Source organism: Paenibacillus sp. J22R98 (assembly GCF_059383835.1).
The window spans coordinates 25,197-38,088 of record NZ_JBXENW010000003.1; the positions used below are offsets into that span (position 1 = coordinate 25,197).

Here is a 12,892-nt window from a genome sequence, read left to right on the forward strand (position 1 = left end):
TAATAGATTCATGTGTACCGCGGAAGTGAAAGTGAAGGAGTGAATCGCAGGATGACAGCAACTTATTTGGAACCGAATGGCGTATTTCCATCGGTCTGCTCACTGGATTGTCCCGATCAGTGCGGACTTCTTGTACATAAAGAGAATGGTCGAATTGTGAAAATAGAAGGCGATCCCGAGCATCCGGTTACGCAAGGGGCGATCTGCAATAAGGTTCGGAACATGACGGAACGCATCTACGATAAGGATCGTTTGCAATATCCGCTTAAGCGTGTCGGTCCCAAAGGGAGCGGGCAGTTTGAACGCATTACTTGGGAGGACGCCATCGGCACGATAACGTCCAAGTGGAAGCATTTGATTGCAGATGAAGGGCCGGAAGCAATTCTGCCTTACAGCTTTTATGGCAACATGGGTCGTATTGGCACGGAAGGTTTAGGCCGCCGATTCTTCAATCGGATGGGGGCAAGCAAGCTGATTTATTCGATCTGCGAGGCTGCGGGTACAGAAGGGTACGGCTACACCATGGGTGGAAGCTACGGTACCGATCCGGAGGAAACCGTTCATGCGAAGCTGATCATCATGTGGGGAATCAACGCGGTCAGCACGAATATGCACCAAGTGACGATTGCCGAGAAAGCGCGCAAGAATGGTGCGACTGTTGTCGTTATCGATGTTCACCGCAATCGGACCGCGAAGTGGGCGGATTGGTTCATTCCGGTTATGCCCGGTACAGATGCGGCGCTCGCACTTGGAATGATGCATATTCTATTCGCCGAGAAGCTGACAGATGAGTTGTTCATGGAGCAGTTTACGGTTGGCCATGAACAGCTTCGTGAACATGTGAAATCGTACACACCTGAGGTGGTATCCTCGATTACAGGCGTGCCGGTCGATGATCTCTATAAACTGGCCCGTATGTATGGCGGCAGTGAAGCGGCGTTTATCCGTATCGGAAACGGTCCGCAGCATCATGATAACGGCGGCATGACGACTCGCGCAATCGCCTGTCTTCCGGCGGTATCAGGGCAATGGATGAAGCGGGGCGGCGGTGCGATTAAAGGAAACGGCGGTTATTTGGCTTTAAATAAGTCCGCACTGGAACGACCGGATCTGCGAGCCGCGGGAGGCGCTCGCGAGGTGAATATGAATCTACTCGGCAGTGCGCTGACGGATTCGGATATGCCGCCAATTTCCTCCTTGTATGTGTACAACTCCAATCCGGCTGTCGTAGCACCGAGCGCAACTAAAGTAAGAGAAGGTCTCTTACGCGAGGATCTGTTTACGGTTGTCCATGATTTGTTCCTGACGGAGACGGCTGCATTTGCGGATATTGTACTGCCGGCTACGTCGGCTTTTGAGAATACCGATCTCTACCTTTCCTATTGGCATCACTATGTGCACCTTCAGCAGCCGGTTGCAGCGGCATATGGAGAAAGCAAGTCGAACTCCGAAGTGTTCAGACTGCTTGCGGCGGCGATGGGCTATGAGGAAGAGGCGCTTCAGGATTCGGATGAGGCCATGATTGAGCAGGCGCTGAACAACCCGAATAATCCGAATTTGGCCGAGATTTCACTGCAGACGCTTCAGGAACACGGTGCGATCAAAGCAAATGTGAAGCCGCTGTTCCCAGGTAAACTGCGGACGCCGAGCGGTCGAATTGAGCTCTATTCGGCTTCAATGGAACGCAAAGGTTACCCGCCAATGCCGACATACACGCCACTTGTGGACGACGGACCCTATCCGTTCTTATTCATACCGACAGTCAATCATAATTTCTTGAATTCGACGTTCTCCAACAACGAGAAGCATGTTGCCATGGAGAAAACGCCGAAGCTGCACATGAACCGCGCCGATGCAGAAGCACGAGGGATCGAGAACGGCAATGTCATTCGAGTGTGGAATGATCGCGCTAGCTGCGAGCTCACTGCGGCAGTAGGTGACGATGTGCTGGCAGGTGTCGTTGTCAGCCAGGGATTATGGGCGGATGGGACTGACGGCGGCAAGGCGATGGTTAATGCGCTCACCCCGGACCGGGTGGCGGATATGGGAAGAGGAGCGACCTTCTTCTCCGGACGGGTGCAAGTCGACAAACGGTGACGAGGTGGCAGGCATGAGCTTACGGCTGGAAATGCAAGGGCAAAGCTTACGTCCGGAGCATATGACGACGGATCGGCAGCAGGGCCGTAAAGGCGTGTTGACGACGCGGCACCAACATCCGGTTTTTCATTTGATGTATATAACGGGAGGAGCGGGAAGCTTCCTCGTAAACGACAGGAAGAGCCGGGCATTGCCCGGCTTCTTGTATGTGATCAACCCGAACGAATGGCATCAGTTTCATGCGGATGACGATATCGGGCTGCATAATCTGGAATGTACGTTTCTGCTTCGCGTTGAAGGGAGCAACGAGCCTGCGCAAACGGTGAATCTATTCGATTGGATCGAAGAGAAGAGAGGATATGTGCTGCCTGCCGGTTTCCGTGATGAGCCCATTCTCGTACCGCCCTCGCTTAGGCCTTTTCTGCTTGAAGGGTTTAATCGGCTACTTGACCCCAGCAATCGATATGTCTCAACCGAGCATCTGTCGCTGATGGTGATCGAGCTGATGCTGCGCGTTGAACAAACGATAGGGAAGCTTAGTGAGCAGGTCATCGATTCGACGTCCACAGAGCGGCAAGCTGGAGCCATAACCGGTGAAATCAACGCTCTGCAGCAATATATGCGCGCACATATTGGCGAGCAGCTTAAGCTGGAGGAACTGGCGCAGCATGTCCATTGGACGCCGAATTACTTATGCCGTGTATTTAAAGCGCATACATCGATGACACCTATGGCTTATCTCCAGCAGCTGCGCATGACAGAGGCGGAGAAGCTGCTGCTGTATACGGATTTTCCCGTATTCACGATTGCTGAGATGCTGGGCTATGAGGATGCTTCGTATTTTGCCAGACTGTTTCGCAGACACCATGGGCGGGCACCGAGCGAATATCGGATAATATAGTCCGTATTCGGTGTAAGATTCTACCTTCCTATCAGATGTCGGCGCCGCTATGATGAAGGAGAGAAGAACAATCCTAGATCAAAGGCGGTCGGTGGGCGAATGCGATTGACGCTTGAGCAAATGATCCGATATCAAACCGAAGGGTATTTGATTGTGCCGAATGTATTCACGAATGAGGAGCTGCAGCCCGTTATAGACGAGCTTTCGGCTGAATTGGATACTAGGGCCAGACAACTGCTGGCTGAGGGCAAGCTGACTGAACTGTACGAGGATGAGCCATTCGAGAAACGATTTACAAGGTTGTATGAGCAAAATAAGGAAATAAGCCGGGGGTTTGATATTAACGGCTACTTGGGTGAAGCGATCTTTCGTTTCATGGGCAGCGAAGGGCTGCTTGATCTTGTCGAATGCCTATTAGGAACGGAGCTCAGCTGTAACCCCATTCAGCATATCCGTGCGAAACATCCGGCGAAGTCCACACAGTCGGAACCGGATTATTTTCAAAATGTCCCTTGGCATCAGGATTGTGCCGTCACCTCGCCTGACTCGGAAGCATCGGAGATTATTACGTTCTGGCTGCCGCTTGTGGATGCAACCGCCGAAACCGGCTGTATGGAGATCATGCCGCATGTGTTCAAGCAGGGATACATCAACCATCGCGCGGAAGGCGGAACGACGATCGTTCCTGAGAAGCTGCCTACCGTAACACCAGTGTTAGCGGAGTGCAAGAAGGGCGGCCTCGTCATCATGAACAAGTACACGCCGCACAGAGGGATCTCCAATCGATCCGATATCATAAGGTGGTCGATTGATTTGCGCTATCATAAGACAGGCGCACCATCCGGGCGTTCGATGCATCCTTCCTTCCCGGTTCGGAGTGCATATGACCCGGCAAGCGTGCTGACAGATGTAACGGAGTGGCGCAAGATGTGGCGTGAGGTTAGAGAAGAAAAAGGGAAGAGCATGCACCGCGTGTAGCTTATAATAAGAAACGGCCCCATTACTGGGGCCGTTTTGCTTTCCGATAGGCCATCGGCACCATGCCTTTACGTTCGCGGAAGATGCGGACAAAGGTTTTATATGAACCGAAGCCGACTTCAAGCGCGACATCCACGACGCTGTAATCGGTGGACACCAGAAGGCTGCTTGCATGACGCAAGCGCAAATCATGGACGAAATGAACGAAGGTTTGGCCGGTCGTTTCCTTGATCACTTCGCTGATGCGGGAGACGCTCATGCCGAAACGCTCCGACAGCTGTGATAAGGTAAGCTCTTCGCGATAATTGCGGTGAATGTGATGGATGATCGGCCAGATGGACAAATTCGTTTTGCCAGGGGTGGTTAAAGGAATGTTCTCCGGCTGATTTGCTCTTCGCTCCCGGTCGAAACAAACGAGCAGCTCCTTCAATCGCGCCTGCAGCAGCGTTTGTCGCCACGGTTCATTCTCCGTGTACTCCTTCAGCATGTCTTCAATGAGATATAGCATTCTCTTGTGCTTCGGGCCGGTAAATGTCGTATACGGTTCAAGGAGGCTAGGCTCGATCAAGTCTGTTAATCCGTCGCCATGACCGGAATCGATGAGCAGATCCATGCTGAAATTGCAATTGTAAAGCACGAGCGTGCTGCCGGGTTCCGTGAAGATCTCATGGACCTGATACGGCTGCACGAACGTAAACGTGCCCGGGAGCATCTCATGTTTCACATCGTTGATGCTTTCCCAGCCTCGGCCGTCAACGACATAGGAGAACTCCAGGAAATCGTGGCGGTGTGCCCGAAACCCTTGTTTGAGTGTGTTCAAGCTCATATGCAGCGGAAACGCGGTATCCATATTCGGATATGATTTCAAGTAATCTGGAAAAAAGGTCATAGAATAGGCGGCCTCCGAAGAAATGGGACGTTTATCGAAATATGAGTCAAGCTTTTTTCTATTTACTACTTTATCATAGAAGTGGTAGAAGAAGTGATGGATCCGAGGAGGCAGTTGGATTAACATGGCGATTCGAATTGGTATTATTGGTGCAGGAAATATTGGAAGCGTTCACGCAGCACAATTCTCGCAGCTCGGCGAGCTCTGCCAAATCACTGCAATCACGGATGTGTTCCTGCCTTTGGCAGAACAGAGGGCCAAAGAATACGGTATTGCTGAAGTGCTGGCATCGCCAGAAGCGCTGATTCACAGCGACAATGTGGATGCTGTTGTCATTGGTGTTCCGAACCAGTATCATGCGGAGCTTGCGATTCAAGCGATTGAAGCCGGCAAGCATGTGCTGCTGGAGAAACCGATGGGTATCAACGCCGATGCAGCCAGACAAATTCTGAAAGCGAGCCGCTCCTCCGATCGTGTCGTCATGATCGCGCATCAGATGCGCTGGGAGTCGGTTCCGATGCAAATCAAGGAACAAATCGACCGCGGCGAGCTGGGTCACATTTATACAGCCAAAACAGGCTGGTACCGCCGCAAAGGCATACCGGGCTGGGGCACTTGGTTTACACGTAGCGATCAATCGGGCGGCGGTCCGTTGATTGATATCGGCGTGCATATGCTGGATCTCGCGCTGTACCTTATGGGCAATCCGAAGCCGGTGTCCGTTTATGGCGCCACCTATGCGGAGTTCGGACCGAAGCGTAAAGGGATCGGTACTTGGGGCAAGCCGAATTGGGACGGTATCTATGATGTGGAGGACTTGGCAACCGCTTTGATCAAAATGGATAACGGCAGCACCTTGTCGCTTGAGGTCAGCTGGGCCGTTCATATGGACACGGACAATACGCCATTCGTGCATTTGATGGGTACGGAAGGCGGCGCTAGTTACCGTGGAGCTAAAGGCAAGCTGCTCACGGAGAAGTTCAATCAGCCGATGGAAATTCCGCTCAGCAAGCCGGAGAACGACGAGAATGAGCGCTTGCGTCTCAGCCGCCATTTCTTGAGCTGCATTAAAGAGGGTAAACAGCCTATAACGTCTGCACTGTCCGGGTTTACGAACAATTTGGTGCTGGATGCGATCTACGAATCCTCTCGTACCGGTAATGAAGTGAAGCTGGACTGGAATCTATAAAACAATTGGAGGATCATGCACATGCTAAGAGGGTTATCACATGCCGGACTCGGCAAGATCGGAAGCGATGAGAATCTAATCGCAGCCGCAAGCCAGTATGGCTTTCATACGGTAGATATTAACGCGAAGGGACTTATTGAGCGCAATGGTTTGGAAGGCGCTAAGGCGCTTCTCGCGAAACATGAAGTAGCCATTGGCTCGATCGGTCTTTCCGTGGAATGGCGGGATTCGGAGGAGAAGTTCCGCGAAGGACTCAGCAAGCTGGCTGAGGAAGCTGCAGCGGCGGCGGCTCTGGGCTGCACGCGCTGCTGCACCTATGTGCTGCCTGCAACGAACTTTAAGGCGGCACATTTCACGGTGCTCGCTACTCGCAGACTGCGCACTTGCGCACAGATTCTCGGCGCATATGGCATTTCCTTGGGCCTTGAATTTGTTGGCCCGCATCATCTGCGCACCGCTTGGACGAATCCGTTCCTGTGGACGCTGGAGGAAACGCTCGATTGGATCGCGGCAATTGGCGAACCGAATGTCGGCTTGTTGTTCGATGCGTACCACTGGTACACGAACGGCTTGACCGTTGCCGATATCGAGGCGCTTACACCGGATCAGATCGTGCATGTTCACATTAACGATGCGCCTGATCTGCCTTTGGAAGAGGTACGCGATAATGGCAGACTCTATCCGGGCGAAGGCGTTATCGATCTGGCCGGGTTCCTTCGGGCGCTGAACGCGATTGGTTACAAAGGTTCGGTTACGCAGGAGATCCTCACGGCCGAACCGCCTGCGCAATCACCGGAGGAGCTGCTTGCACGCTCCCAGGCAGGCTTCGACCGCGTGTATACCGCGGCTGGCTTGGCTTAATAGAGATCGTGAATCCCGCGGGGGCCGGCTGTGAGAGCCGGACTTTGCGGGATTTTTTGTTTTGTGCCGGGGGTCGGTTGGGCGATGTTCGGCCTAATAACGCCTGTACGGTTCGTTAGCTTTTCTCGGAAAGCTCTAACGAACCGTACGGGTCTTATTTGAGCGAAAACTCCACCAAATAAAATCTAACGAACCGTAGAGGTCTTATTCGACGGATTCCGGGTATTTTGAGGCCGTTTTCCCCGAAATAAAGCCTCTGTGGTTCGTTAGAAGCTCGAAGCCTCGAAATTCGGTCCAATAACGCCTGTTCGGTTCGTTAGCTTTTTGCGGAAATTTCTAACGAACCGTACGGTGCTTATTTGAGTGAAAACAGCACCAAATAAAATCTAACGAACCGTAGAGGTCTTATTTGACGGTTTCCGGGTATTTTGAGACCGTTTTCCCCGAAATAACGCCTCTGTGGTTCGTTAGAATCTCGAAGCCCCGAAATTCGGCCCAATAACGCCCGTACGGTTCGTTAGCTTTTCGCGGAAATTTCTAACGAACCGTACGGTGTTTATTTGCCTCCAGATAGCTTCAATGAAATTTCACGAACCGGGTTGGCATTATTTGACGATTCGCGCTCTCTGGGAACTTCTAGCAGGACATCCGTGGATCAAATATTGAGTTGAATTATGCTACAATTATAGTATCACTTACTAGAATAGGAGACGGTCAATGAATATTCACGAGGCAATTCGCACAAGAAGAAGTATTGGTAAAGTAACGCAGGATCCGATCGACAAAGCGATTATCGAGCAGATATTGGAAGCGGGCATCTATGCGCCGAATCATCGTCTAACAGAGCCATGGCGGTTCTTCGTCCTTCGCGGCGACGGACGCAAGCAGCTCGGCGATGCGCTTGCGCGTATTGCTCTTGCCGGCGAAGCTGACCCTTCAACGCCTGAGAATGAGCTTAAAGGCGAATCAGCTAAGAAAAAAGCATTCCGCGCACCGGTCATAATCGCAGTTGCCGTCTCGCCTGTTGAACGGCACGATATCATAGAGCTCGAGGAATACGGCGCAGTAAATGCAGCCATCCAGAACATGCTGCTTACCATACACGCACTTGGCCTTGGCGCTGTATGGCGCAGCGGCGAACCTTGCTACCATCCGCTGATGAATGAAAGCTTCGGCTTGCGTCCTCAGGATAAGATGCTCGGATTCATCTATCTTGGTGTTCCGGACATGGCTCCGCCTCAGCCGAGGCGGGCAGCAGCGGAATTGAAGACGACTTGGATTGACGGCTAAGCTGGACTAAGCTAGGGCAATCGAATGCAGCGAACGAATAAAAAGAGATGGCTCCCGGATCAACCGGGAATCATCTCTTCTTTTTTGTTCAGCGGTTTGTCTTTATTAATCAAGAAACTAGCCGTTTCCAGCGCCAGCTCCATTTGACCGGTGGTCATGTAGTAGTTGAACAAATCTTTCTCGTAACGCTCCACCAGCATGGCGTCACCATTCTTACGGATAATGGCCAGCGCATGGTTACGCAAATAACTATAATAGTGCTCGTGCTGCTCTTCGATTTTGTAGAGGAGAAGCTGGAACCGGATCTGCAGCATCTGGTCATGAATTTCTTTCGCAGATCGGAATCCGCCTTCCGTAACGCGAAGCAGTTCATCTTTGCTCAGCAGATTCCCCTGCAAGGAACAGCGGATATAACCTTCGAGAGAGAGCAGGTACAGCATGGTCTTTGGATTATTCAGCTCCATCGAAGCTTGATAATACTGGAACGCCATCTCGTAATTGCTCTGTTCCAGATATTCATAGGCTAGATTATGAAGCGCAATCCTTTTACGCTCCGGGGCGTTACAGATGTCACAGGACTTAATCAAATTCTCGAAACGCAAAATAATATCCGCATGGTTGCGATTCTCATCGAACACGACCTGCAGCAACAACAGCATCTCTGCATCGATGGTTCTCACGAAGTTACGGCTGTCTTTGAAGAAACGAAGCGATTTCTCCCCGTAATAATAGGCCATCATGTGTGAACCAATCCAATGATAGGCTACAGCCATATGATAGTAATATTCCGGATTGTTATATTCCTCAGCGTCGATTTGCTTCAATGTGTCAATCGCCGTTCGATAGTCTTGTCTAGCGAGAAAGCAGATTCCCGTTACGTGAAGCAGGAGATTGCTCTCATAGGTCGGGAGTTTGGAGTGGCTGCGCTGCATCTTCTGTACGATGGTATAGGCGGCGTCCGATTGGGAATGCGCCAGATAATATTTGGCCTGAATCAATTGGTAGAGTGCAGTATAATCCGATATCTGAATCAGTTGCTCATTCTCGAGCTCAAGCTTAATCGCTTCCATCTCATCTAACATCAGCATCACGATCGCTTCATGCCATGCAAATAGCCGCTTCTTAATTGTGTTTAATTTAACGAGCTCATGTTCGAGGTTGATATTCAACCGTTCGGTGAGTAGTGAACTGACCTCGGGCGAGAAATCCGTCGAGCCTCGCTCGATTTTGCTGATATGTGTATCAGAGCAAATGCCTCTGCCTAGCTGTTCTTGGGTCATACGTGCTTGTTCGCGATAAAATTTGATGATTTTCCCTACATGCATGTGTGATTCCTCCAACTGCAACCCCTTAACCGCTTCAACAACTGGTTCGACAGGGCTTGAGAATGATACGATTTCACCATTATAACATGACCTTGAAGCCTGTATGACAAAAAGAAAAGACAAGCAGGGAGCTCTCTCCGTTCTGCTTGTCTTCGCCATATTACAGGGAGACGTCGATCTGAACCTCATTCGGACGATAAACCGCAAGCAGTTTGCCGTCAGCATCTGCAGCGAACATGACGGTCCGCTCCTGTGGCAATGTAAAGGCGTACACGGTACCCGACTGTGGATCGCGGACTTCAATGGCCGTATCGCAGCCGAATTCGGATACGAAAATGTATAGCGAACCGGAAGCGAACGCCAGCTTGCGGCCGTAAACGCCGGGCAGCTCCCCGCCGTGCAGCCATTCGAGCTCTTCAGCTACGCCGGCTTGCGCCAGTGCAGCACCGTACACCGCTTGCAGCGGCTCAAGGCGCTCATTCAGCTCAAGCGGAAGCGGGCACCAGAGCAGGCGGCCTGCGCCGATCGCAATGTCCGTCACTTTGGCAGGGCCTTTATCGGCGGAGGTGAGTACACCTTTGTTGCTGTCCGTGATGCGATCGCCGCCGAAGGAAATCGGGTGCAGCACGCCATTGCCGAGCTCAAGCAGCTCTTCGCGAAGCAAGTTGCTGACCGCGTTCTGTCCCAGCTCGCCGGTCAAGCGCTCAACCGGGCGCCAGTACTCATCGAGTCCAAGCGGACCGGTAAAGAGCAGCGTACCGCCATTAGCCTTCACATGCGAGAGCAGCTGATCCAGCGCTTGGCTGCTGAAGTTATGAGCGCTTGGCACAATAATGAGCTTCGGCTTCGTAACGGCAAGTGAATCCAGCTGATATTCTCCAAGGCCGAATGCGTGAACATTCATCGTGTAGGACAAGGTCCGAATTGCGCGAGTGGTTGCTCCATAAGCAAGCTTACGGTTCGAGAAGTCGTTGGAATAAGGGAAAACAACCGCAACCTCTTCCAGTTTACGATCCTCGAACAAGTCGCGAATTTGTTCCATGAATGCGCCGAAATCATACGATACGTTTGCTTCCGGTTTCTCCGTACCATCTGCGCGCAGCGCTCCGATATGGGACTCATTGATATTGTTCATGTAGAAGTTAATGTTCCAGATCCACTGAACCGCACCGGCTCCGCCAGTAGAGAAGGCATACGCATATTTGCGCTCCAGAATGTTGCGAAGCTCTTCTTCGCTGCGTTTGGCACGGCCATCCGGCGTCTCCACGTACATAATGCCGGTTTCTTGAATGAGGTTCGGTTTATCCGGTGCTTTGGCGAAAATACCATCCCATACGAGATTGTCCATCAGCCACCACGAGTGAACCGTCGTATAATCGACCTCTTGCGCGTAGAAGAACGGCGATGGACGTTGAGCGCCCAGCCCTTCATCCTGCCCAACAGTAACCAGCTGCTTCGGCTGAATCGCACGAATTGTCGCAACGAGCTGGGAAGCCCAGCGGTTGTGCATATCCATCGTAAACAACGTGTAGTCGAGCCACGGACCGCCATGTTTCTTCAGCGTATTTGTTGTTCCGAAGCTGATTTCGCTTGCTTCAGGAAGCTTCACGGACTCAAAGGACGGCAGCTCCGAAGGCGTCATATTCCAGCGCTCTTGCAGCACGCGAATCGAGCCATGGCGCTCTTGCAGCCATTTGACATAATGGGCTTTCTCGAACTGATCGTGAGCGGATCGCGGTCCGGAGAAGATCCGTGTCGGATCGAACATGGATGGCTCATTGATCAAATCCCAATGAACATGCTTCGATTCGGCATGGCGGGATACGATAGCTGCAATAAACCGTTTCTGCGCTTCCACACTGCGCGGATCCAGGTAAGGGTTGACGCCTTCCCATGCTTCCGGCGTGAAAGCGAAGAAGTTGAACGTCACTTCAAGGTCATACCGCTTAGCCGTGAGGAAGAAGGCATCAATTGCGCGCAGCACCTCTTCGTAAGGATGACCGTCAACGTACATGACGCTGCGATACGCTGTCCAGATCCCGGTACGGATCGAGTTGATGCCCGCACGTTTCATTTGTGCCATGTCGCGATCCCAAACAGCTGCATTTGGCAGGAACAAATATTTACGCGCCACGTCGCTCGTCATGTAAGTCATGCCGACAATCGGAAGCGGACGTCCGTTTTTCCGGAAATAGTCCCGATCGCAAGTAATCATCTCCCCGGATTTGAGCAGCGCCTCATCCATGCCCCAGAAGCCTTGACGGAGCAAGCGGTGTTCGCCCTCAGGGGAAACGGCTTCGCATTCTACGACATAGAAGCCTGATTCTACGTTAAAAGGCAGCACGATGCGCTGAATGCTCAGCTCGCGGCCGATCGCAAGCTCTGCCTTGCTGCGCCATACTTCTGTGAAATCATCCTCTTCATAGACAAAAGAAGGGGTAGGCTCGCTGACCGTATTGCTCTTCGCTTTGCGTACGCGCATATTGAACGACCAAGCCGCTGCTGCTTGATTGCTTGTCCGCTCGTCGCGAGCCAATTGCAGCTGCTGACCTTGGAGCATCAACACCGGACGTTCTCCAAGCTCATACGAGCCGTAATTCGGCTTCAGCCATAGCTCTGTAACGCCCTCCGAAGTGAAGCCTGCCCACTCGGTAAGTGCGGCAGCGCCGTTGCCTGTCCAGAACGAGCTGCGCAGTGGCTGATTGATGAGCATCCAGCGTCCGCCGCTGAAAGGACCTTTCGTGTGCTCAAGCAAGATAGCGGGAGCAGACAGCTCACGCGCAAGACCATCTCCGCTGATTCCGCGAAGCAGCGGATAGATGTGGGCGTCGATCGGGCCGGCAGAGCCGCCCTCGCCCGGCTTGTCATCCGCTCTTGTGACATGCAGCGCAAGGCCGAAGGTGGACTCGATCGCAAACAAGGATTCGTAGCCGGCAAAGAGCGGAATATCGCGGAAATGCTGCAGCTTGGCAACGCCTTCTACAGTAACAGGAAGTGCCTCATGGATATGCAGCTGTTGATGGTAGGCCGTTTGGTCCGGCTCTAATTGCCATTCGCCGTTCTCTTCATAGACAGGTGTCTTAAACGGTGCGCCGCCCGCTACCAGGAGACCTTTGCCTTCATTCGCATGTGCGAGAATAGAGGGCCAAGCTGATTTAGGGAAATAGGAACCGTGAAGATGCACATATGTAGAAGCACCCGGCATACGATCTGCGAGTTCCGCTGCGGTTACGATTTGGAAGCTTTCTCTTAGCTGTGCCAGTGCTCCGGCATCAGGGCGATCTCCGGAATAGGGGAAATTTTCATCATAGAATAAAATAGTGCTGCTCATTCTCAAGTCACTGCCTCTCCTAGTTAGTTCT

At 52.2% G+C, this 12,892-nt stretch carries 9 protein-coding genes; 6 read left to right on the forward strand and 3 right to left on the reverse strand.

Annotation, left to right across the window (positions count from 1 at the left end; genetic code table 11):
• The first annotated feature begins 51 nt into the window (after positions 1-51).
• From AC50Y3_RS10070 to AC50Y3_RS10080, 3 genes are all read left to right on the forward strand, one after another.
• Positions 52-2,097: a molybdopterin-containing oxidoreductase family protein gene (locus AC50Y3_RS10070; protein WP_494818646.1), complete on the forward strand. Its 2,046-nt coding sequence runs from the start codon at positions 52-54 to the stop codon at positions 2,095-2,097.
• 13 nt (positions 2,098-2,110) lie between these two features.
• Positions 2,111-2,998, forward strand: a complete 888-nt coding sequence (locus tag AC50Y3_RS10075; RefSeq protein ID WP_494818647.1) for an AraC family transcriptional regulator — start codon at positions 2,111-2,113, stop codon at positions 2,996-2,998.
• 99 nt (positions 2,999-3,097) lie between these two features.
• Positions 3,098-3,976: a phytanoyl-CoA dioxygenase family protein gene (locus AC50Y3_RS10080; protein ID WP_494818648.1), complete on the forward strand. Its 879-nt coding sequence runs from the start codon at positions 3,098-3,100 to the stop codon at positions 3,974-3,976.
• 22 nt (positions 3,977-3,998) lie between these two features.
• Here the strand turns inward: AC50Y3_RS10080 and AC50Y3_RS10085 are convergent, their stop codons facing one another.
• On the reverse strand, positions 3,999-4,865 hold the full coding sequence (locus AC50Y3_RS10085) for a helix-turn-helix domain-containing protein (protein ID WP_494818649.1): 867 nt from the start codon (positions 4,863-4,865) through the stop codon (positions 3,999-4,001).
• A gap of 124 nt (positions 4,866-4,989) precedes the next feature.
• On the opposite strand from AC50Y3_RS10085, the gene AC50Y3_RS10090 reads away from it, so the two are divergent.
• The 3 genes from AC50Y3_RS10090 to AC50Y3_RS10100 all read left to right on the forward strand — a co-directional run bounded on the left by AC50Y3_RS10090 (position 4,990) and on the right by AC50Y3_RS10100 (position 8,205).
• Positions 4,990-6,054, forward strand: coding sequence for a Gfo/Idh/MocA family protein (locus AC50Y3_RS10090; RefSeq protein ID WP_494818650.1), 1,065 nt, complete (start codon positions 4,990-4,992; stop codon positions 6,052-6,054).
• Between the two features lie 21 nt (positions 6,055-6,075).
• Positions 6,076-6,915, forward strand: coding sequence for a sugar phosphate isomerase/epimerase family protein (locus AC50Y3_RS10095; protein WP_494818651.1), 840 nt, complete (start codon positions 6,076-6,078; stop codon positions 6,913-6,915).
• Positions 6,916-7,632: 717 nt separating this feature from the next.
• On the forward strand, positions 7,633-8,205 hold the full coding sequence (locus tag AC50Y3_RS10100) for a nitroreductase family protein (protein WP_494818652.1): 573 nt from the start codon (positions 7,633-7,635) through the stop codon (positions 8,203-8,205).
• 59 nt (positions 8,206-8,264) lie between these two features.
• Here AC50Y3_RS10100 and AC50Y3_RS10105 read toward each other — a convergent pair whose 3' ends face one another.
• Together AC50Y3_RS10105 and AC50Y3_RS10110 are read right to left on the reverse strand one after the other, a co-directional pair.
• Positions 8,265-9,530, reverse strand: a complete 1,266-nt coding sequence (locus AC50Y3_RS10105) for a helix-turn-helix domain-containing protein (protein WP_494818653.1) — start codon at positions 9,528-9,530, stop codon at positions 8,265-8,267.
• A gap of 160 nt (positions 9,531-9,690) precedes the next feature.
• A complete protein-coding gene (locus AC50Y3_RS10110) occupies positions 9,691-12,861 on the reverse strand; it encodes a beta-galactosidase (RefSeq protein WP_494819216.1) in 3,171 nt (1,056 codons plus the stop codon).
• Positions 12,862-12,892: the final 31 nt, after the last annotated feature.

Coding starts and splice junctions, on each gene's coding strand:
- AC50Y3_RS10085 (WP_494818649.1), bottom strand. CDS start 4,865: ATGACCTTTTTTCCAGATTACTTGAAATCATATCCGAATATGGATACC.
- AC50Y3_RS10070 (WP_494818646.1), top strand. CDS start 52: ATGACAGCAACTTATTTGGAACCGAATGGCGTATTTCCATCGGTCTGC.
- AC50Y3_RS10110 (WP_494819216.1), bottom strand. CDS start 12,861: ATGAGCAGCACTATTTTATTCTATGATGAAAATTTCCCCTATTCCGGA.
- AC50Y3_RS10075 (WP_494818647.1), top strand. CDS start 2,111: ATGAGCTTACGGCTGGAAATGCAAGGGCAAAGCTTACGTCCGGAGCAT.
- AC50Y3_RS10080 (WP_494818648.1), top strand. CDS start 3,098: ATGCGATTGACGCTTGAGCAAATGATCCGATATCAAACCGAAGGGTAT.
- AC50Y3_RS10095 (WP_494818651.1), top strand. CDS start 6,076: ATGCTAAGAGGGTTATCACATGCCGGACTCGGCAAGATCGGAAGCGAT.
- AC50Y3_RS10105 (WP_494818653.1), bottom strand. CDS start 9,530: ATGCATGTAGGGAAAATCATCAAATTTTATCGCGAACAAGCACGTATG.
- AC50Y3_RS10090 (WP_494818650.1), top strand. CDS start 4,990: ATGGCGATTCGAATTGGTATTATTGGTGCAGGAAATATTGGAAGCGTT.
- AC50Y3_RS10100 (WP_494818652.1), top strand. CDS start 7,633: ATGAATATTCACGAGGCAATTCGCACAAGAAGAAGTATTGGTAAAGTA.